Below are 19,696 nucleotides of genomic sequence, written 5' to 3'. Positions count from 1 at the left end.
AATAATTTTAAATGAGCCTGATTAAACAAATATTTAAAATTCAATCAGACGAGGAGTTTACACAAATAGCGCTCCAAGTATTTCATTTACAGTATAATGAAAATAAAATTTACCGTAAATTTTGTGATTTATTAAACATTAAAACAACTGAAATTACGAGCATTGAAAAGATTCCATTTTTACCTATCGAATTATTTAAAACCGATCAAGTTATTACTGGTGAATTTAATCCTGCACAAACATTTTTAAGTAGTGGCACAACTGGTCAAAACCAGAGTAAACATTTGGTTAAAGATTTAAAAGTATATGAAGAGAGTTTTGTGAAAGGGTTTAATCAATTTTATGGAGAGATATCAGATTATTGTTTTTTAGCATTATTACCATCATATATGGAAAGAGAAGGCTCTTCTCTAATTTATATGACTGAATATTTGGTCAAGCATTCCAAAAATTCTTTAAGTGGATTTTATTTGGATGAATATGATAAATTAATTCAAACTATACAGCAACTAAAGAAAACGAACCAAAAAATAATTTTATTGGGAGTTTCTTTTGCATTATTAGATTTTGCTGAAAAACATCAAGTTGACTTATCTGATGTTATAATTATGGAAACGGGTGGTATGAAAGGAAGGCGGAAAGAATTAACTCGAGCAGAATTGCATCAGATATACAAGGATAGCTTTAATGTTACAGCTATTCATTCTGAGTATGGGATGACAGAATTATTATCTCAAGCATATTCTTTTAGAGAAGGTGTTTATCAATCACCAAAATGGATGAAGATATTGATAAGAGATATTAACGATCCATTTACATTTTTACCCACTGAAAAAACTGGAGGAGTAAACGTTATAGATCTTGCAAATATTGATTCTTGTGCTTTTATTTCTACACAAGATTTAGGTAAAAAAAATAACGATAATACCTTTGAAATTTTGGGTAGATTTGACAACAGCGATTTACGAGGTTGTAATTTGTTAATCAGCTAACAAATAAATATTTTTGTTTGGTTCGATTTTTGAGTAAATCGAAGCACGATTTAAAACATACTATGATGAAAATAAAAAACTTAACTAAACTATTTGTTATTGCCTTAATTGGTTCTGTAACACTATTAACTTCTTGTCAAAAGTTAATTCCTTTTACGAATGTAGAACGAACAAAGTATAATTTTGATGAGGCTAAGTTAAAAAAATTACAATATTACATTTCAAAAGAAGTAACTCTTCAAAGAGGAGAAAGTTCAGGAGAATCTCAAGAATTGGATGAAGATGGTAAGTTAATTGTATCTACTTCGGCAAGTTTAGACAATATTGCAATTGATGCTAAAACTCCTGGAGTTTGTGTAGGTGTTTTACCTGGTAATAAATTAAAAATTAGTTTCGATCCTTCTGATGATAATAAGTATTTAGTATTTGGAGACCCTAATAATAGAGGTCGATATGAGATAATGGGTGCAGAATGGAACAACGGAAGAGGTAAAATTAACTACGGAGATAAAGTTTATTATATTATGCCAGGAGGAGCTGGAGCTTATTTGAAATTTGAAATGAAAAAAATTAAAGATTACAAAAAATCGAGTACTAAAGTTAAAGGTAGAAAAGTATAATTCAATTAATAAAAAATGCACTGAAGGAGGTTTTATAACCTCCTTTTTTTAGTTTTAAAATATGATAGCAAAAATTAATGAAGCGGTAAATTATATAAAATCCCAAGGAGTAGATTTGCCAGAAGTAGGAATTGTATTAGGAACAGGATTAGGAGGGTTAGTCTCTGAAATAGATGTGAAATATGAATTGGATTATGGAAAAATTCCTCATTTCCCAGTTTCTACAGTAGAATCTCATCATGGAAAATTAATTTTTGGAACCGTAAAAGGGAAAAATGTAGTGGCAATGCAAGGTCGTTTTCATTATTATGAAGGCTATAGTATGGAGCAGATTACTTTTCCTATTCGTGTAATGAAATTTTTAGGTGTTAAAAATTTATTGATTTCTAACGCTGCTGGAGCAGTTAAACTAAACTACAAAAAAAGCACGCTGATGTTGATTACTGATCATATTAATATGTTCCCTGCAAACCCATTAATTGGTAAAAATTATGAAGATTTAGGGCCAAGATTTCCAGATATGAGTGAGCCTTATTCTCATAAATTAAGTAATGAGTTAAGAGCAATTGCTAAAGAAAAAGGAATATTACTGAATGAAGGAGTTTATGTGCCAGTAACAGGTCCAAATTTAGAAACGCGAGCAGAATACAGAATGATAGCAAAACTAGGTGGAGATGCTGTAGGAATGAGTACTGTGCCAGAAGTTATTGTGTCTAACCATATGGGATTACCGTGTTGTGCAATTTCTGTTTTAACAGATGAATGTGATCCAGAAAATTTAGCACCTGTAGCACTATCTGAAATTTTAGCTGCAGCTGCAGTTGCAGAACCTCAATTAACTGCATTGTATGTTGAATTAATAGGAAGATTATAATAAGAGATTCATTACAAAAAAAAGAAAACCCCCAAACATAAACATGTTTGGGGGTTTTCTTTAAATAAACTTATCTTCTATCTCATCAAAAGCTTTTAGTAAATCTTCAAGATGGTCGGAAGTAACTAATTTCATTCTATGGTCTTTAAAGTGAGAAATACCTTTAAAGTAATTGGTATAATGTCTTCTCATTTCTAAAACTCCTAGTTTTTCTCCTTTCCATTCAACTGACATCATAAGGTGCTCCTTAGCAGCGTCAAATTTATCCTGTAAAGATGGAGGAGCTAGATGTTCACCAGTTTTTAAAAAATGTTTCATTTCATTAAAAATCCATGGATATCCAATGCTCGCTCGACCAATCATTATTCCATCAACTCCAAATCGCTCTTTATTTTCTTTTGCTTTTTCAGGGGTTGTTACATCTCCATTTCCAAAAACAGGAATATGCATTCTTGGATTGTTTTTTACATCGGCAATTAAACTCCAATCAGCTTCACCTTTATACATTTGTTTACGAGTTCTTCCATGAATAGATATGGCTTTTATTCCAACATCTTGTAAGCGTTCAGCAACTTCAACAATATATTTGGTGTTTTCATCCCAGCCTAATCTTGTTTTTACGGTAACGGGCAAATCAGTTGACTTTACAATTTCGGCAGTCATCCTTACCATTTTTGGAATATCTTGTAAAATACCTGATCCAGCACCCTTACAAGCTACTTTTTTTACTGGGCAACCGTAATTTATATCAATTATATCAGGGTTAGCTTGAGCAGTAATTTCTGTAGCTTCTTTCATCGACTCAATGTTGTTTCCAAAAATTTGTATTCCTACTGGTCGCTCGTATTCAAAAATATCGAGTTTTTTAACACTTTTAGCAGCATCGCGGATTAACCCTTCAGAAGAAATAAACTCGGTATACATTAAATCAGCTCCATGCTTTTTGCATAAAGCTCTAAATGGAGGATCGCTTACGTCTTCCATAGGAGCAAGTAACAAAGGGAACTCACCTAATTCTATATTTCCTATCTTTACCATTGTAATTTTTAGAAATTCAAAATTAAGATTTAAAATGACATCTAATTCGAGTGTTTTTAATCAACCTTCAATGCAATTGTTTTTAATTGTTGCGTTGTGTTTAGTTTCGGCACTTATTTTTTCTTTGATGGGAGGGTTGGCTGTTATTTTATTTTATGGGTTTGATATAAGTAGTTTTTACGATTATTCAAATCCAAATACAATTGAAGGATTAAAACTATTCCAACTTTTAAGCTCTATTGGATTATTTATTGTACCTCCGATTGTTTATGCTTTAATTACATCTAAATCAATATTACCAGCATTAAATTTAAATCAGGTTTCAAAACCAATAAATTGGGTGTTGGTTTTGTTTATTATGGTAGTTGCTTCACCAATAATGGCTTGGGTGGTTGAGGTCAACGCTCAAATGTCTTTACCTAGTTTTATGTCATCTATTGAAGATTGGATGAAACAAAGCGAGGCTAGTGCAGAAGTGCTTACTAAAGCATTTATTAGTTTTAATGGCTTAGCTAGTTTATTTTATATCTTATTAATTGTGGCAGTTGTACCTGCAATTGGAGAAGAGTTATTGTTTAGAGGGGTTATTCAAAAAATATTTACAAACTGGACAAACAATCATCATATTGCGATATGGGTAACAGCTATTTTATTTAGTGCATTACACATGCAGTTTTATGGGTTTTTACCACGTATGCTGTTGGGTGTTTTTTTTGGATACTTATTGGTTTGGACTGGCTCATTATGGTTGCCAATATTAGGTCACTTTATTAATAATGGGAGTGTTGTTGTTTTAAGTTATTTTTATCCCGAGCTAATGGAAAATACAGAACTGAATGTATTTAATGAAGATGGTAAAACATGGTTGCCAACCATAATAAGTTTTATTTTAGTCGCTGTTGGAATTTTTCTTTTTAAGAAGCTTAATACACAAAAAATAGAAACAGGCAATTAATTAAAATCTTTTGTAACTTTACAATCAATTAAACCCTACTGTTGGGGTAAAAATAAATAAGATGAATACAGTATTATTGGGAATGTTCGGAACACAAGAAATTATAATTATCGCTATAGTTGTAATTTTGTTATTTGGTGCAAAAAAAATACCTCAATTAATGAGAGGAATGGGTTCTGGTATTAAAGAGTTTAAAGACGGAATGAAAGAGGGTGAAGAAGCTGCCGATACTAAAGAACAAGATAAAATTAAATAGTTTTTAAATTGCTATTGTATCAAAAATGCTGATTCTAAATCAGCATTTTTGTTTTTGAATAAATTTTCAAATTACCTTTTTTGGATAAAACTATTCTCCAAAACAACCTTTTTGTTTCATATGAAATTTAATATCTTAATCACGTTCTTATTTTTTTCTTTTTTACTGTCTGCACAATCAGATAGCTTAATTAATGAGAGGTTACAAAATCAAGAATTTGAGCTGCAAGATGACGACCCTGTTTTAGTAATGATTGACAGTATTACTGTTTCGGGTTATTTTGAAACATTGGGTTTACACGATCATTTTGAAAAATCTAATATTTACGATTATGCTATCGATTCAGTTCCTGAATTTGATAGTTTAACCTACGCTACTCGATTTGCAAAATTAAATGCAAATTCACCGTTTAGTTTAGTTTATAACTCTTATATAAAGGGTTATGTTAATTTATATGCAAAACGAAGAAAAAAAACTACCGCTAAAATGTTGGGATTAGCACCTGTTTATTTTCCCATATTTGAAGAAAACCTAGACAAATACAATTTGCCACTAGAGTTGAAATATTTAGCTATTGTAGAATCTGCATTAAATCCTAAAGCAAAATCTAGAGTTGGAGCAACAGGTTTATGGCAGTTTATGTATCAAACAGGAAAAATGTATGGATTGGAAGTTACCTCTTATTATGATGAAAGAAGCGACGTTTATAAATCTACCGACGCAGCCTGTCAGTATTTAAAGAAGCTACACAGTATGTACGATGATTGGGATTTAGCTTTAGCAGCTTATAATTGTGGTCCAGGTAATGTAAATAAAGCAATTAGAAGGTCAGGTGGAAAAACATCATATTGGGAAATAAGAAATTTTTTACCAAGAGAAACAAGAGGCTATGTTCCTGCTTTTATTGCTGTAAATTATGTGATGAATTATGCTGCCGAGCATAATATTAGCCCTGTTAAACCAGATATTAGTTGTTTTAAAGTTGATACGGTTGGGGTTAAAGAACATTTGTCTTTTGCTCAACTTTCTGAAACACTCGAAATTCCAATGGAGTATTTGGAGTATTTGAACCCTACTTATAAAAACAAATTTATACCCGCAACAGATGGGGCTATGACATTGTGTTTGCCTTATGATAAGATGGGTGATTTTTTGACGAATGAACAAGAAATTTATGCTCATAAAACAGCACAAGATATTAAAGATAGTATTGCTGTTGCTCAAAATAAGTTTGTTGAGCCAACTCCAGGAAATGCTATTGTTTATCGAGTAAAAAGCGGGGATGTACTAGGGAAAATTGCAGCAAAATATCATTGTAGAGTCAGCCAAATTAAGGATTGGAATAACTTACATAGTGATAGACTTAATATTGGTCAGAAATTATACATCTACGCTAAGCCAAGTTATGCTGCTCAAAATAAAAAGAAAGCCGAAGTTGATGCCGAAAAAAAATCACCTAACACAATTTCTGATAATAAATACGTTTATTATACAATAAAAGAGGGTGATAATTTGTGGGATATTGCAAATAAATATGATGGAGTTAGTATCGATCAAATTATGCAACTCAATCAAGATGTTGATACAAAGAATTTAAAATTAGGAACTAAAATTAAAATAAAACCAGTTGGCTAGAATAATACAAATACTCATACTAATTGTTTCAGTTTCTCTTTTTTCATGTGAAGAAATAGCCGAAATGAATGAAACTGTTTTACCAAGAGCTTCAGGTAAATCAGGAGAAATGATAATTGTTTCTGATTCTGTTTACTTCAATAACAAAACAGGGGATGCAATAAAAGAAACTTTTACTCAAACACAAGAGGGTTTGCCACAACAAGAACCTCTTTTTAATATAATACATTTGCCTCATCGCTCTTTTGCTCAAATATTTAAAACAAATAGAAATATCGTTATTGTAGATATAAAACCAGAGTATAAAAATAAATTAGCTATAAATACAGATGTTTGGTCAAAAGATCAATTAATTGTTTCTATAGAAGCACCAAATGATAGTATAGCAGCTGAAACAATTCGTAAAAATAGTACTGCACTATTAGATTACTTTAACAGTAAAGAAAACGAAAGGCTTCAGTTAAAGTATAGTCAAAACAAACCTAATCCAGTTTCAAAACAAATTAAAACACAATTTCATTTCGATTTAAAAATTGATGATTTATATCGAGTTGCTAAGCGTACAGATGATTTTTTATGGATAAGAAAGGAGAAATTGGTTGGGGAGCATCCAGTTAGTCAGGGCTTAATTATTTATACTTACCCTTATGTTAGTGACTCAACTTTTGAGGTTGCTAATTTGGTAGAGAAAAGGAATGAATTCACAAAAAATGTACAAGGAACATCAGAAGGGACTTTTATGCAAAGCTATGTTGAGTTTATTCCAAAAGAAAGAGAGATTAATTTAGATGGGATGTACGCAAAAGAATTGCGTGGTTTATGGCATGTAAAAGGAGATTTTATGGGTGGTCCATTTATTAATTACACGTTTGTAGATGAAAAACGCAATCAAGTAATTACAATCGATGGATATGTTTATTGCCCAAGATTTGATAAGCGAGAATACCTAAGAGAATTAGAAGCTTATATTTTATCAATAAAATTAAATTAATCTGTTTTTTCAGCTAACAATTTTTCAATAAAGATATTAGTTTCAGTAGTATATCTTGTATAGTAATTTCCAGTTCCAGGGCCATAAAAACCAGTTCTAATTTTTCTGATTTTACCCTTTCTATCTATAAAAATAGTGGTAGGATATGACATAATTTGATTTAACATTGGTAGCGCTTGAGCAGCATTAATTTTATTAGCTGAACCAGCAATTAAAAAATCATATTTAGCGTTATAAAATTCTGCTACCCTTAAAATAGATTCTTTTGATTTCTCAAAATCATCTGTTTTATCAAAAGACAATGCAATTACCTCAAGTCCATCTTTGTTGTATTTATTGTAAAGCTCAACTAAGTATTTAGTTTCGTCTTTACAGTTTGGACACCAAGGCCCCATAATGTTAACTATTACAACTTTGCTTGTGTATTTCTCATCGGTTAATGAGATGCTATCGCCATTTATATTTGGGAATGTAAAAGCTAACCCTTCATAACCTTTTTTTATATATGTAAGTGAATCGGGGTTTGTTAATTCAAAAGATTCATTTTTTACAGCAACCCAAGGCTCTTGCCAGTGTGTTCCAGACCAGAAAACACCTTCTAAGTTACCATTAATAATTGAAGCTTTAAATAAAAAAGCATGAGTACCATCAAATGTAGAAAGGTATAAATTGTTATTATACATATTTCCTTCTAAGAATCTATAATCACCTGTTTCTGTCATAAAGGTTCCTGTAACATAATTATCTACTTGCTGGAACTGTCCAATTGCTTTGTAGTGTTCATCCGTTCCCTTACTAAAATCGACCTCCCATTTTCCAGTAATATTTACCTGATGATTATTCAGGTTTTTGGGTTCAGGAAAACGGTCTTTTATCCCATATTCTGCTTTAAATGGTATTTTGTAATTTTTATCTTCTTTAAACCAAAAACCATTTATTTTAGTAGGACTTAGAATTTTACCCTCAAACCATGAATTAAAAATAGGGTCTTTAAAAATAATTTTGGAACCTTTTATTTCTATATCTGTAATTTTTATTACTTCTTCTGCATTTACAATATCTATTAAAAATGAAGAGTCATTTTTATTTAATATGAAATCGACAGGCAAAAAATTCTCTTCGGATATTTGTAATTCTAGATGCCAATTACCTTCAACAAGAAGGCTTGAAGAATTTTTAGTTTCGTCTGAACAACTTAAAAGTGGTAGCAATGACAAAAAAAAGTAAAAATATTTTGTTAATTTCATAATTAGCGAATGTAATAAAAAACAGTTACATCCTTAATATAGAATAACATATAGTTATTAAAAACATTTAACAACTATTATATTCAATTTTAATTAGTTTTACCAGATAAAATTTATGAAATGAAAGGACTTTTTTCGATAATATGTACACTATTTGTGGTGTCTGTATTTGGTCAGATACCAACTTACTATAACGATGTTAATTTGACTCTTACTGGAATGTTATTAAAAGCCGAACTAGCTAATAAAATTACCGTTACTCACACTAATGAGTTAAATTATTCTGAAGTATGGACGGCTTTACAACAAACAGATTTAGATCTAACTAACCCTAGTAACGTGCTACTTTTATATGGATATAATGATGGTGATGGTGATCCGATTACCGATAGAACTCGAAATAAAAATAGTACAGGAGGAGCTGTAGGCGATTGGAATAGAGAGCATACTTATGCTCAATCTTTAGCTACACCTGGGATGAATACTTCAACTCCAAATGCAGGAACTGATGCCCACCATTTAAGAGCTTCGGATGTGCAAATGAATGGAAATAGAGGGAACCGTTTGTTTGCTGCCGGTTCTGGAAATGCCGGAAATACCGGATTAAATTGGTATCCTGGTGACGAGTGGAAGGGAGATGTTGCTAGAATGATGATGTATATGTATTTGAGATATCCTTCTCAATGTTTGCCAAACAATGTTGGTGTTGGTACTTCTGTAGCAATAGATCCAGCAATGATAACACTTTTTTTGGATTGGAATGCTGAAGATACAGTATCTGCTTATGAAACAAATCGTAATAATATTTTAGAAGGACTACAAGGAAACAGAAACCCTTTTATTGATAATCCTTATTTAGCAACTATTATATGGAACGGAACGGTTGCTCAAGATAAATGGGATATGACAACTACTATTACTGAGAATGATTTGTCAACTAATTTTATTGTTTATCCTAATCCATCATCAGATGATGTAAAAGTGAAGTTTAACGAAAATACTTCCAAAAATGAGGAATTATTTGTTTACGCTATTAATGGGGTGCTGGTTAATCAATTTTCAAATGAGCAAATAAATACCAAAGAAATTATAGTTAAAGATTTACCTCAAGGAATATATATATTTAAGTATAAAACAGACAAAAATTCCATTGCAAAAAAAGTAGTTATAAATTAAAAAAAGAGCCTCAATTTTGAGGCTCTTTTTTTAATGTCTTATATTATTGATACTATTCGGCAGCAATTTTAAACTTAATTGTGAATTCATCACTAATCATTTTATCTCCTAATCCTTCAAAAAACTTACCTGAACCGTATTTAATATCATATAAAGTTCTGTCTATATTAACTTCTGCAAAAGCTGCAAATTTTCCATCTTTCATTTCATTAGTTGATGTAAATTCAATTGGATGAGTAATACCTTTAATAGTTAAATCACCTGAAACTTTTGATTTACCATTTCCTTCTGCAGTAACTTTTTTGATAGTAAATGTTGCTGAAGTGTGTTTTGCAACATTAAAAAAATCTTCACTTTCTAAGTGGCCTTTTAGTTTGTCTGCCCATTCTCCTTCTAAATCTGTAACAGCAATACTTGCCATATCAATTACAATTGTTCCTTTATCTAAATTTCCATCATGAAAAGAAAGATTACCTTCTTTTATTGCAATTGTACCTTCGTGTTGGCCAGTAACTTTTTTACCTATCCATTCAACAGAACTTACTTTTGTGTTAATTTTCTTTTCACCATGATTGTGTGCACTAACAGTTAAACAACTAATAGCTAAAGTTGTAATACTTAATAATATCTTTTTCATTTTTGTAAATTTTAAATTCAATACAAATATATGTATATACATCTAATGTTTATACATTTTAACGAAAAATTAACTAAAAAATTATTTATAAGATACTTTTTTCTTCCAAACTTGGTATTTATAAACCGTTTGACTGGAGTCTATGTAATAGATATGCTCAATATCAAATACTTTCTTAGGTGTAGTGCTTTTGTTTATTTCTGGATTTTTTTCGCCAAAATATTCTTCTCTAATTGTATAAATATAGATTTCATAATCAGCATAAACCTTAATTGTTTTTGCAATACCTTTTTCAGCAATCAATTGATTTTTTGATTTTCCAACAAATGGGCTGGAATAAGTTTGTGGTCCTTTAGGTGAGCAGCTAAAGATAAATATGAAAAGTATAAATGTAGAAAAACACTTCATTCTCATAAAGGTAACAAATTACATCAATTAAATTTAATTACTTAGTATTCTTTTAGTTACCTCGTCGGTATTGATGTGTAAGTCTTTTAATCCGGGAATAAAAATTTGAGCGACTTTTTTAATTGGATTGTACAAAAGGGAAGAGTTTTGCATTTCTTTATCAATAAAAGGAACTTGCTCGTTTATTACACCAACTAAATTAACTACAACACTTAGAATAAGTCCAAATTTTAAACAACCAAACAATAAGCCTGCAATTCGATTTACAAATCCCAAGGCTACCATTTTTATAACCCTTTGTAGTAGTTTTGCGATTGTAAATACAGCTATTACAATAACAATAAATGTTACAGCAAAAGAAATTAAAGGCATTAATTTTTCTGAGATATCAAAAAGTTGACTTAAATATTCAGCAGATACTGAAGAGAATTTTACTCCACCCCAAATACCAAGTCCCAATGCAATAAATGATGCAATTTCAATTACAAAACCTTTTGAATAGCCCTTGTAAGCTCCCCAAAGTAAAGGAATGATAAATATGATGTCAAAATAATTCATTATTCAAATCTACTTGAGTTATTTGTTGGCAAGCAAACAGACATGATATATTTATTAAAAATGAAATGTTTATACCATAAATAATCTTGTTAGTTTTGCATTATGGATATAGACTTAAATATTGAATGGGTAAAAGTGCAGTTAATGGTACGAAAGAAGTTTGATGAAATATTAGACATTCAATCCATTTTATTTATTATTGGTTTACAAGAGTTGGGAATGAATTACCAAGAGTTTAAAAAAGAACAAAAATTAGATATAATGCATATTGGTGTTTGCACTGTTCTTTTACCTTTTGGTTATTATAAAAAAATTGGCTTAGATAATGAAGGATGGCCACACTTCAAAAACATAAAAAAAATCTCCAACACAATGGTTGGAGAAGAACAAGAATTACTCATGAAAAGAGCAATTATAAAGTATTTTGATTTGTAGTTATTTTACTTCAACTAATTCGTTGTAGTCATTATCTTTACTTCGTTGTCTTACAGTTTCTATTTTAACAACTTTATGTCCACTTAATGAATCTGTTTGAGTTGTAAGTCCACCCATACCATCTGATACTTGAGTAGTTTTATAGTATTTTACATCTACATCTAAAACAGCCGAGAATTTAAAATCAAAACTAATTTGACCTAGAGCATCAGTACTTCCAGTTTTATCCATTTCAATTTCATTTACTGTAGATCCTGTAGCACTTGCATCATCACTTGGCCAAGCATGAACAATAGCCCCAGGAGCAGGAACACCTTGCTCATCAACCACAGTTATGTTTAAGGTAGGAGTTCGTTCTTTTGCACATGAAAATGCAACAATCACGAAAGATAAAAACAATACTATTTTAAAGTTAAAATTGCGTACCATGGGTTAAAATTTTAGAATCTCAAAAAAGCTATTCGTTTAATTTGTTAGTTTTGTAATTAACAAATATAATAATAAAATGTTGATTAAGAAATTATTTTATACAACCTTATTTGCTGTATCGCTGTTACTTAGCGGAGTTGTGGTTGGTCAGAATAAATCGAAGCAAGCTAAAGTTTTAATTTCAACTGAATTTGGGGATATTAAAATTGCTTTATACAATGAAACTCCTAAACATCGAGACAATTTTATAAAATTAGTAAAAGAAGGTATGTATGATGGCACATTGTTTCATCGAGTTATTAATGATTTTATGATTCAAGGAGGAGATCCTGACTCTAAAACTGCTCCAGCAGGAGCGATGTTGGGTGATGGAGATGTTGGCTATACTATTCCCGAAGAATTTAATTCTACACTTATTCACAAAAAGGGAGTGCTAGCCGCTGCTCGTGAGCCAGACAATATAAATCCCTCAAAAGCATCATCAGGTTGCCAGTTTTATATTGTGGAAGGAAGAACGTTTACAAGAGCAGAAATAGACAAGATGCTAAAAGGTAAAAATGCTCGAAGAAAAGAGCCGATAGTTTATACCGAAGAACAATATAAAACATACGAAACTATTGGGGGCTATCCATCTTTAGATATGGATTATACTGTTTTTGGAGAAGTTTTAGAAGGCTTAGATGTGGTTGAGAAAATTGCTGTGGTTGAAAAAGATAAAAGAAATAGGCCTGTAAAAGATATTAAAATGACTATTAAAATAGTTAAGAAATAAGATGAAAGGAAAGATAGCAGAACTCTTAAATGAAGTTGAAAATTTTAATGCCGACAATCAAGAACAAATTGAGGCTTTTAGAATTAAGATATTAGGTAGTAAAGGAGTATTAAAAGACTTGTTTGCTGATTTTAAAATTGTTCCTAATGAGCAAAAAAAAGAAGTAGGGCAGTTAATTAACGAGTTAAAAGAAAAAGCTCAAGAAAAAATTAATGAGTTAAAAAGTAATTTAATAACTACTAATGATAAAGTTGATGATATTGATTTATCTAGACCAGGTTATCCAACACCATTAGGTAGTCGTCACCCAATTTCATTGGTAAGAAAAGAAATAATAGATATTTTTTCTCGAATTGGTTTTACAGTTTCTGAAGGACCAGAAATTGAAGACGATTGGCATAATTTTTCAGCATTGAACTTTCCACCAGAACATCCTGCAAGAGACATGCAAGATACATTCTTTGTTAAGTCTGATGATAAGGAGATGGCATTAAGAACGCATACATCTTCTGTTCAGGTTCGTATTATGGAAAATTCAAAACCTCCAATTAGAACATTGTCGCCAGGAAGAGTTTATCGTAATGAAGCAATTTCTGCTCGTGCGCATTGCTTTTTTCATCAAGTAGAAGGTTTATACATCGCGGAGAAAGTTTCGTTTGCCGATTTAAAACAAACACTATTATACTTTGCAAAAGAAATGTTTGGAGAAAAAACAGAGATAAGATTAAGACCTTCGTATTTCCCATTCACAGAGCCAAGTGCTGAGATGGATGTTTCATGTTCAGTTTGTAATAGTAAAGGGTGCAATGTATGTAAATACACAGGTTTTCTTGAAATTTTAGGCTGTGGAATGGTTGATCCAAGTGTGCTTGAAAATTGTGGAATAGATAGCAAAAAATATTCAGGTTTTGCATTTGGAATGGGAGTTGAGCGTATAGCTATGTTAAAATATAAAGTAAATGATTTGCGCTTGTATTCTGAAGGGGATATTCGATTTTTGGAACAGTTTAAATCAGCTTTTTAATATAGAAAAGATTTAAAAACACTATTTTTAAAGTCCCGTTTTATCGGGACTTTTTTTATGCGCTTAATTTTAAAAAATATAATTTTAGTAGTACTTCTATCGTCGTCAATAGTAATGTCTGCACAAAATTATATTGACAGTATTGCCTCTTCAATTCAAAATTATACAGAAGAACAGCAAATAGAACTATTATTAGCTATTCCTTATGATAAGGTGGTTGCAAACACTTCTGTTGCCGAAAAACTCTATTTAGACGCATTAGGTCAAGCAAAACAATTAAAGGACAAAGAAGCAGAAGCAGATATTTATAACCAATTGGCTTTAATAAATGCTTTTTTAGGAAATAATGATAAACGATTAGATTTTAATTTAAAAGCCATTAAAATTTATGAAGCTACCAATAACAAATCTAATGCAGGGATAACTTATGCCGAATTAGGTTTTGCAATGAAAAGAAGGGACATTGATAAAGCAATTGAATATATGCAAAAAGGGGTTCATTTATTAAAAGAAATAAATGATGAGGTAGCTTTAAATTCGGTGTACGATAATTATGGTATTGTTCAAGAGATCGCAGGAAATGTTGACTCTGCAATTTATTATTACAATATGGCACTAGATTTAAAAAGAAATCAAAACGATAGCATAGGTATTCCTTTCGCGTTAGGACATTTATCGGGAGCTTATTTAGTTAAAAAAGACTATAATAAATCAAAAGAATACTTAGATGAATCGTATGCTATTCGTAAAAAACGAAACGATACCTATGGGATAGCAGAATGTTTAGTGTTGTATGCTGATTTTTATTATGCTCAAGAAAATTATAAAGAGGCTTTAAAATGGTTTGTAATGTGTTACTATGAAGCCATACCAAATAAATATATTCATTTAGGACAATATGCTGCAGAGCATGCTGCAATTTGTTATGAGAAAATAGGAGATAATTTAAATACGGTCAAATTTTTAAAAATTCAACAAGCATTAAAAGATTCATTGTTAAATGAATCAACAAATAATGCTATTGCAAAATTAGAAGTACAGTTTGACACCGAAAAAAAGGAAAAAGAAATTGCTGAACAAAAAGCAGAAATATCGGCACAAGAGCTAAAGGTGAAGCAACGAAATTACATGATGCTTGTTTTGGGGTTAATCGTATTATTATTTTTTGTTATAGCTTCATTTATATACAAACAGCAAAAACAAAAGCAACAACGACTTTTTGAAGAAAACAGATTAAAAGACCAATTGGCTCAAATTACTTTGCAAAGTAAATTACATGAAGAGCGACTTAAAATATCTAGAGATTTACATGATAATATTGGGGCTCAATTAACTTTTATTATTTCATCAGTTGACAACATGAAACACTTTTTTAAATCGGCTGATGAAAAATTAACAGACAAATTAACTGATGTTGCAAATTTCTCTAGGACAACAATTACTCAATTGAGAGATACCATTTGGGCACTGAATAAAGATGAAATTTCTTTTGAAGATTTAAAGTCTAGATTATACAAGTATATAGAAAATGCTAATCTAGCTCAAGAGCAAACAGTATTTAACTTTAATGTGGAGTTGAGTAATAATTTTCATTTAAACTCAATTCAAGGAGTTAGTATATATCGGGTTGTGCAAGAAGCAATAAATAATGCGATGAAATATGCTGCAGCAACAAATGTTTCTTTATTAATCACTGAAAAGAATGATTTTTTGGTGTTATCAATAAATGATGATGGAATTGGATTTAAAATGGCTGAAATACAATTAGGAAACGGATTGGAGAATATGAAAAATAGAGCTTCTGCTATTCATGCAAATTTCGCTATAAACTCAACACCAAAAGAAGGTACAGAAATTATTTTAGAAATACCTATAGCTGAATTTAATTGAACGAAATAAGACAAATGCCGTATAGTTTATTATTGAAAGGCTAAATACCTTTGAAATAACATAAAACTAAAAACATGATAAGAGTAGCAGTAGCAGAAGATAATGGCTTTTTAGCTAAAGCGGTGGAAGAAAAAATTTCTTTTTTTGATGACTTAAAATTTAAGTTTAGAGGAGCAAATGGAAATGAGTTTATAGGTAAGTTGGAACAAGATCATAATGTTGATGTTATTTTAATGGATATTCAAATGCCAGAAAAGGATGGTATTTCAACTACTGAATATGTAAAAAATAAGTTTCCTCACATTAAAATATTAATGCTTACTGTTTATGATGATGATGATAATATTTTTAATGCAATACAAGCAGGAGCAGATGGTTATTTATTAAAAGAAACCAATCCAGAAGAATTGCATAAAGCAATTTTAGATGTTTTAGAGGGAGGGGCTGCTATGACTCCTTCTGTTGCTTTGAAAACGTTAAATATTTTACGTCATCCAGAGAAAATGACAGGAGACAAAGTTCAGCAAGAAGAAATTAAGCTGAGCAGTCGTGAAACAGAAATTTTAGAACAATTGTCAAAAGGACTTAATTACCAGCAAATAGCAGATAATTTAATTATTAGCCCAGCAACAGTTCGTAAGCATATTGAGAATATTTATAAAAAATTACAGGTTCATAACAAAATGGAAGCTGTTCAAAAAGCAATAAAGCATAATATTATACAATAAGTTAATTGAACCTTGATCTACTTTTAACACCACCAAAAGGACTAGGATAAACATATTGTATTGATAGTTCAAAAGCTCCGTTACCACCTGTTGCATTGCTGTAAGAAGAGGTGTTTATGTCGTAACTAAACTCAAACATATAATTAGAGTATTGAGCAAGGATGGTTAAAATTACGGCATCATTCCATCTATAAAATGCCCCGCCACCTATTGCCATTCCTTTAATATTATTGGTGTATGTAGATGAATTTTTTAGAGAATAAAGCATATTAGATCCAAACATAGCCTCATCAATTTCTCCTTGATAAGAATAAAAAATATAAGGAAGTATAGATATTTTAGTATTTAAACCAATTGTAGCACTTGAGTGTCCAATCCATCTATTATATAGATTATCTGTAACTAAACCTTGATTTTCATAGCTAGGTTTATTTATATGGTGAAAAGATAATCCTGAAGTTATGATGATTTTTTCACCAGAAAAATATTTTTCATCATTTCTATAAGTCCAAACTAATCCAGTATTATAATCGGTAGAACCAACAGTAAATTTATCTCCTGCAGCTTCTCCAGTTGAATAATCAGCGTTATAAGAGTAACCATCAAATTGACTTCCCCATTTTAAATCAGAAGTACTTGTAGAGCGTTGAAAATAACCTCCTTGAATACCAACACCAAGTGTGTTTTTTGAATTAAGATTAACATGGTAAGCAATACTTAAATTTGCTTGATTTGTTGTAATGTTTGCTGTGCCGGCTTTGTCGTTAAATAAATAAATACCCCCTGCAAAATATCCAAACTTAGATTGTTTTCCTTTTTTAAAATTCATATCGTAAGATGCCATCATAGTTTTAAATGGTGCATCAGAACTTGTCCATTGAGATCGGTAATTTAGTATTCCGCGTATTTCATATTCTGCTCCAGCATTTGCAGGATTAACTAATAGTGGAGTCATATTAGTTTGTGTTAAATGAATATCTTGAGCATTTAGACTGAATGCTGAAAGAATATTAAAAATAAGGATGATATATAGATGTTTGACTTTCATTAATGTTCTAATATTTTAAATTCGGTTCGTCGGTTTTGTTGATGAGCTTTTTCTTTTTCATCTTCGGTTTTAAGGTTATTAATTTCGGTTTCTAAAATTATTGGTTTAGATTCCCCATAGCCTTTTGCGTTTAGTCTTACTTTGTCTATTCCTTTAGAGGTTAAATAATCAACACAAGATTGAGCTCTGTCTTGCGACAGTTTTAAATTATATCCATCGCTTCCTCTAGAATCAGAATGTGCGCCTAGTTCTACTTTCATTTTAGGGTTTTTGTTTAATAATTCCACAACTTTATCTAATTCATTAAAAGAAGATGTTCTTAAGGAAGATTTATTGTAGTCATAAAAAATATTCATTAACACCACTTTCTTTCCAGCTTCAATTTTATCTAAACCAATGTCTTTTTTAATTTCTTGAAATGCTGCTGTATCAGGTATATTTATGTTTTGAGAGTAAAATAAATAACCTTCTTTTCGAACACTAATTCCATAATCATGACCTGCAGGTAATGAAACAATGTATTTTCCTGTAACACTGTTTGAATGATAAGTAGAAACTAATTTGTTTTCAGTATTGTCAAAAATTTCTATTTGTGCGCTCAATAATTCTTTTGATTTACTATCGTAAACAATCCCTTTCAATAATGTAAGTCTTGGTTTATCATCTTTTACTTCAAAAGTTAATTTATAAATGTCTTTTTTCCCTTGTCCTTCTACTTTTTCGGAAGTGTAATAACCATACTTTCCATTTGCAGATAATACAAAGCAAACATCATCATCTGCAGAATTTATAGGATAACCTAGATTTATTGGTGTTGACCATTTATTTTTTTCAAAAACACTTTTAAAAATATCATACCCTCCCATAGTTTGGTGTCCTTTTGAGCTAAAATAAAGTGTTTTGCCATCAGCATGTAAAAAAATAGCGTCTTCATCAAAAGGAGTATTTATTGTTGCTCCAAGGTTTTGTGCGTTCCCCCATTTTCCTTTTTCATCTAAGTCTGATTTATAAATGTCTTTTCCTCCATATCCACCTGGTCTGTCACTAACAAAATAAATTGTTTTGCCAGTATAAGAGAAACAAGCAGAGGTTTCTTGATGTTTTGAATTTATTGGGTTTGGAAGTTCTTCAGGTTCACTCCAGCTATTACCAGTTCGTTCTGTTACCAAGATATTTCCATCTCCTTTAGCATTGTCTCTGTAAATAAATAATTTCTGTCCATCTATTGATAATCCAACTGTTGCATCATGAAATTCACTATTAATTGGAGAGCTTATATTTACAGCTTCACTCCAAGTCTCATTTTCTTTTTTTGAATAATAAATATCTTCGTAGTAGTCGTCAATTAAGTAATCTCTTTTTCCTCCTGTAGTATTTTTTCTTCTAGAAGTAAAAAACATTTCCGATTCATCAGCAGTAATTACAGGAACATATTCATGATCAGCACTATTAATAAGGTTGCCAACATTTGTAATTACAACTTTAACAGATGAAGCCACTAACTCTTTTCCAAATTCACATTCTTCTATTTTTTTACCTGCTGTTTCTATAGCAGATGAATTTAAGTTTGACCCTTTTGATTTTGCTTTTTTATAGAACTCTATAGCACTTTTAAAGTTGTTATTTATATGATAAGTTTTTCCTAATAAATAGAGAAAATATCCATCCATTTCAGGATTTAATTGATATGCTTTTTCTAATGAAAGTTGTGCTTTTTTATATTCTCCAGTGCGCAAATAACAATCACCTATTTTAGCGTTTAAGTCAGCATTTTTAGGGTTAAAAGTATTTGCTTCCGAAAACTTTTCTAATGCTTTTGAATAGATATTAGAAAAATAAAAGGCATCTCCTTCTTGTATGTTTTTTAAAGCACTTTTCAATCTTTCTTTATCAGTGAAGTTGTTTTTATCAAAAGGAATATTTTGCCCAACTATAAGTTGAGAAGAAAAGATTAATATGCATAACACCAATAACCTTCTCATC

General features: G+C 30.6%; 21 protein-coding genes. 13 read left to right on the top strand and 8 right to left on the bottom strand.

Features of this window, described 5'->3' with window-relative positions:
* The first annotated feature begins 11 nt into the window (after positions 1 to 11).
* The 3 genes from FRY74_RS11275 to FRY74_RS11265 all read left to right on the top strand — a co-directional run bounded on the left by FRY74_RS11275 (position 12) and on the right by FRY74_RS11265 (position 2,486).
* Positions 12 to 992: a LuxE/PaaK family acyltransferase gene (locus FRY74_RS11275; protein ID WP_147101676.1), complete on the top strand. Its 981-nt coding sequence runs from the start codon at positions 12 to 14 to the stop codon at positions 990 to 992.
* Positions 993 to 1,057: 65 nt separating this feature from the next.
* Complete coding sequence (locus FRY74_RS11270; protein ID WP_147101674.1) at positions 1,058 to 1,612, top strand: hypothetical protein; 555 nt, start codon at positions 1,058 to 1,060, stop codon at positions 1,610 to 1,612.
* Positions 1,613 to 1,673: 61 nt separating this feature from the next.
* Positions 1,674 to 2,486 carry a purine-nucleoside phosphorylase gene (locus tag FRY74_RS11265; RefSeq protein ID WP_147101672.1) on the top strand — a complete coding sequence of 271 codons (813 nt, stop codon included), beginning with the start codon at positions 1,674 to 1,676 and terminating at the stop codon, positions 2,484 to 2,486.
* A 60-nt stretch (positions 2,487 to 2,546) separates the two neighbouring features.
* Here FRY74_RS11265 and dusB read toward each other — a convergent pair whose 3' ends face one another.
* Positions 2,547 to 3,524, bottom strand: coding sequence for a tRNA dihydrouridine synthase DusB (dusB, locus tag FRY74_RS11260; protein WP_147101671.1), 978 nt, complete (start codon positions 3,522 to 3,524; stop codon positions 2,547 to 2,549).
* Between the two features lie 34 nt (positions 3,525 to 3,558).
* Between dusB and FRY74_RS11255 the strand changes: the two genes are divergently transcribed.
* From FRY74_RS11255 to FRY74_RS11240, 4 genes are all read left to right on the top strand, one after another.
* On the top strand, positions 3,559 to 4,479 hold the full coding sequence (locus tag FRY74_RS11255; protein ID WP_147101669.1) for a CPBP family intramembrane glutamic endopeptidase: 921 nt from the start codon (positions 3,559 to 3,561) through the stop codon (positions 4,477 to 4,479).
* 61 nt (positions 4,480 to 4,540) lie between these two features.
* Positions 4,541 to 4,735, top strand: coding sequence for a twin-arginine translocase TatA/TatE family subunit (locus tag FRY74_RS11250; protein WP_147101667.1), 195 nt, complete (start codon positions 4,541 to 4,543; stop codon positions 4,733 to 4,735).
* 120 nt (positions 4,736 to 4,855) lie between these two features.
* Positions 4,856 to 6,370 carry a lytic transglycosylase domain-containing protein gene (locus FRY74_RS11245; RefSeq protein WP_147101665.1) on the top strand — a complete coding sequence of 505 codons (1,515 nt, stop codon included), beginning with the start codon at positions 4,856 to 4,858 and terminating at the stop codon, positions 6,368 to 6,370.
* Positions 6,363 to 7,361, top strand: coding sequence for a DUF4837 family protein (locus tag FRY74_RS11240; RefSeq protein WP_147101663.1), 999 nt, complete (start codon positions 6,363 to 6,365; stop codon positions 7,359 to 7,361). Before FRY74_RS11245 ends, FRY74_RS11240 begins: the two co-directional genes overlap by 8 nt.
* On the opposite strand, the gene FRY74_RS11235 is transcribed toward FRY74_RS11240, so the two are convergent.
* Complete coding sequence (locus tag FRY74_RS11235) at positions 7,358 to 8,608, bottom strand: peroxiredoxin family protein (protein WP_147101661.1); 1,251 nt, start codon at positions 8,606 to 8,608, stop codon at positions 7,358 to 7,360. The genes FRY74_RS11240 and FRY74_RS11235 overlap by 4 nt on opposite strands.
* Positions 8,609 to 8,728: 120 nt before the next feature.
* Here FRY74_RS11235 and FRY74_RS11230 point away from each other — a divergent pair, with 120 nt between their 5' ends.
* Positions 8,729 to 9,784, top strand: a complete 1,056-nt coding sequence (locus FRY74_RS11230) for an endonuclease (protein WP_147101660.1) — start codon at positions 8,729 to 8,731, stop codon at positions 9,782 to 9,784.
* Between the two features lie 52 nt (positions 9,785 to 9,836).
* Here FRY74_RS11230 and FRY74_RS11225 read toward each other — a convergent pair whose 3' ends face one another.
* The 3 genes from FRY74_RS11225 to FRY74_RS11215 all read right to left on the bottom strand — a co-directional run bounded on the left by FRY74_RS11225 (position 9,837) and on the right by FRY74_RS11215 (position 11,387).
* A complete protein-coding gene (locus tag FRY74_RS11225; RefSeq protein ID WP_147101658.1) occupies positions 9,837 to 10,421 on the bottom strand; it encodes a YceI family protein in 585 nt (194 codons plus the stop codon).
* An 81-nt stretch (positions 10,422 to 10,502) separates the two neighbouring features.
* The gene (locus FRY74_RS11220) at positions 10,503 to 10,829 is read right to left on the bottom strand and encodes a hypothetical protein (RefSeq protein ID WP_147101655.1); all 327 of its coding nucleotides are present in this window, start codon (positions 10,827 to 10,829) and stop codon (positions 10,503 to 10,505) included.
* Positions 10,830 to 10,862: 33 nt separating this feature from the next.
* Entirely contained in the window at positions 10,863 to 11,387 is a 525-nt protein-coding gene (locus FRY74_RS11215) for a CvpA family protein (protein ID WP_147101654.1), read from the bottom strand.
* Between the two features lie 102 nt (positions 11,388 to 11,489).
* Here FRY74_RS11215 and FRY74_RS11210 point away from each other — a divergent pair, with 102 nt between their 5' ends.
* A complete protein-coding gene (locus tag FRY74_RS11210; protein WP_147101652.1) occupies positions 11,490 to 11,822 on the top strand; it encodes a hypothetical protein in 333 nt (110 codons plus the stop codon).
* Here FRY74_RS11210 and FRY74_RS11205 read toward each other — a convergent pair whose 3' ends face one another.
* On the bottom strand, positions 11,823 to 12,251 hold the full coding sequence (locus FRY74_RS11205; protein ID WP_147101649.1) for a hypothetical protein: 429 nt from the start codon (positions 12,249 to 12,251) through the stop codon (positions 11,823 to 11,825).
* A gap of 76 nt (positions 12,252 to 12,327) precedes the next feature.
* Between FRY74_RS11205 and FRY74_RS11200 the strand changes: the two genes are divergently transcribed.
* The 4 genes from FRY74_RS11200 to FRY74_RS11185 all read left to right on the top strand — a co-directional run bounded on the left by FRY74_RS11200 (position 12,328) and on the right by FRY74_RS11185 (position 16,665).
* Positions 12,328 to 13,023: a peptidylprolyl isomerase gene (locus FRY74_RS11200; RefSeq protein ID WP_147101647.1), complete on the top strand. Its 696-nt coding sequence runs from the start codon at positions 12,328 to 12,330 to the stop codon at positions 13,021 to 13,023.
* Between the two features lies 1 nt (position 13,024).
* Entirely contained in the window at positions 13,025 to 14,047 is a 1,023-nt protein-coding gene (pheS, locus tag FRY74_RS11195; RefSeq protein WP_147101644.1) for a phenylalanine--tRNA ligase subunit alpha, read from the top strand.
* Positions 14,048 to 14,161: 114 nt separating this feature from the next.
* On the top strand, positions 14,162 to 15,937 hold the full coding sequence (locus tag FRY74_RS11190) for a tetratricopeptide repeat-containing sensor histidine kinase (protein WP_170228020.1): 1,776 nt from the start codon (positions 14,162 to 14,164) through the stop codon (positions 15,935 to 15,937).
* Positions 15,938 to 16,011: 74 nt separating this feature from the next.
* Positions 16,012 to 16,665 (top strand): response regulator, encoded by a 654-nt coding sequence (locus FRY74_RS11185; RefSeq protein ID WP_147101639.1) that lies wholly within the window; start codon positions 16,012 to 16,014, stop codon positions 16,663 to 16,665.
* Between the two features lies 1 nt (position 16,666).
* Here FRY74_RS11185 and FRY74_RS11180 read toward each other — a convergent pair whose 3' ends face one another.
* Complete coding sequence (locus FRY74_RS11180) at positions 16,667 to 17,713, bottom strand: PorP/SprF family type IX secretion system membrane protein (protein WP_147101636.1); 1,047 nt, start codon at positions 17,711 to 17,713, stop codon at positions 16,667 to 16,669.
* A complete protein-coding gene (locus FRY74_RS11175; protein ID WP_170228019.1) occupies positions 17,713 to 19,695 on the bottom strand; it encodes an OmpA family protein in 1,983 nt (660 codons plus the stop codon). The genes FRY74_RS11180 and FRY74_RS11175 overlap by 1 nt, the downstream gene beginning before the upstream one ends.
* Position 19,696 lies beyond the last annotated feature (1 nt).

Source organism: Vicingus serpentipes, from assembly GCF_007993035.1.
Lineage (GTDB): Bacteria > Bacteroidota > Bacteroidia > Flavobacteriales_E > Vicingaceae > Vicingus > Vicingus serpentipes.
The sequence above is the reverse complement of the archived record's forward strand: the minus strand, read 5'-3'. Positions and strand labels throughout refer to the sequence as shown.

Excerpts from the sequence above, each read along its gene's own strand:
- FRY74_RS11190 (WP_170228020.1), top strand. The coding sequence starts at position 14,162 with ATGTCTGCACAAAATTATATTGACAGTATTGCCTCTTCAATTCAAAAT.
- FRY74_RS11220 (WP_147101655.1), bottom strand. The coding sequence starts at position 10,829 with ATGAAGTGTTTTTCTACATTTATACTTTTCATATTTATCTTTAGCTGC.
- FRY74_RS11255 (WP_147101669.1), top strand. The coding sequence starts at position 3,559 with ATGACATCTAATTCGAGTGTTTTTAATCAACCTTCAATGCAATTGTTT.
- FRY74_RS11200 (WP_147101647.1), top strand. The coding sequence starts at position 12,328 with ATGTTGATTAAGAAATTATTTTATACAACCTTATTTGCTGTATCGCTG.
- FRY74_RS11205 (WP_147101649.1), bottom strand. The coding sequence starts at position 12,251 with ATGGTACGCAATTTTAACTTTAAAATAGTATTGTTTTTATCTTTCGTG.
- FRY74_RS11270 (WP_147101674.1), top strand. The coding sequence starts at position 1,058 with ATGAAAATAAAAAACTTAACTAAACTATTTGTTATTGCCTTAATTGGT.
- FRY74_RS11175 (WP_170228019.1), bottom strand. The coding sequence starts at position 19,695 with ATGAGAAGGTTATTGGTGTTATGCATATTAATCTTTTCTTCTCAACTT.
- FRY74_RS11215 (WP_147101654.1), bottom strand. The coding sequence starts at position 11,387 with ATGAATTATTTTGACATCATATTTATCATTCCTTTACTTTGGGGAGCT.
- pheS (WP_147101644.1), top strand. The coding sequence starts at position 13,025 with ATGAAAGGAAAGATAGCAGAACTCTTAAATGAAGTTGAAAATTTTAAT.
- FRY74_RS11225 (WP_147101658.1), bottom strand. The coding sequence starts at position 10,421 with ATGAAAAAGATATTATTAAGTATTACAACTTTAGCTATTAGTTGTTTA.
- FRY74_RS11210 (WP_147101652.1), top strand. The coding sequence starts at position 11,490 with ATGGATATAGACTTAAATATTGAATGGGTAAAAGTGCAGTTAATGGTA.
- FRY74_RS11245 (WP_147101665.1), top strand. The coding sequence starts at position 4,856 with ATGAAATTTAATATCTTAATCACGTTCTTATTTTTTTCTTTTTTACTG.
- FRY74_RS11250 (WP_147101667.1), top strand. The coding sequence starts at position 4,541 with ATGAATACAGTATTATTGGGAATGTTCGGAACACAAGAAATTATAATT.
- FRY74_RS11180 (WP_147101636.1), bottom strand. The coding sequence starts at position 17,713 with ATGAAAGTCAAACATCTATATATCATCCTTATTTTTAATATTCTTTCA.
- FRY74_RS11265 (WP_147101672.1), top strand. The coding sequence starts at position 1,674 with ATGATAGCAAAAATTAATGAAGCGGTAAATTATATAAAATCCCAAGGA.
- FRY74_RS11185 (WP_147101639.1), top strand. The coding sequence starts at position 16,012 with ATGATAAGAGTAGCAGTAGCAGAAGATAATGGCTTTTTAGCTAAAGCG.
- FRY74_RS11235 (WP_147101661.1), bottom strand. The coding sequence starts at position 8,608 with ATGAAATTAACAAAATATTTTTACTTTTTTTTGTCATTGCTACCACTT.
- FRY74_RS11275 (WP_147101676.1), top strand. The coding sequence starts at position 12 with ATGAGCCTGATTAAACAAATATTTAAAATTCAATCAGACGAGGAGTTT.
- FRY74_RS11230 (WP_147101660.1), top strand. The coding sequence starts at position 8,729 with ATGAAAGGACTTTTTTCGATAATATGTACACTATTTGTGGTGTCTGTA.
- dusB (WP_147101671.1), bottom strand. The coding sequence starts at position 3,524 with ATGGTAAAGATAGGAAATATAGAATTAGGTGAGTTCCCTTTGTTACTT.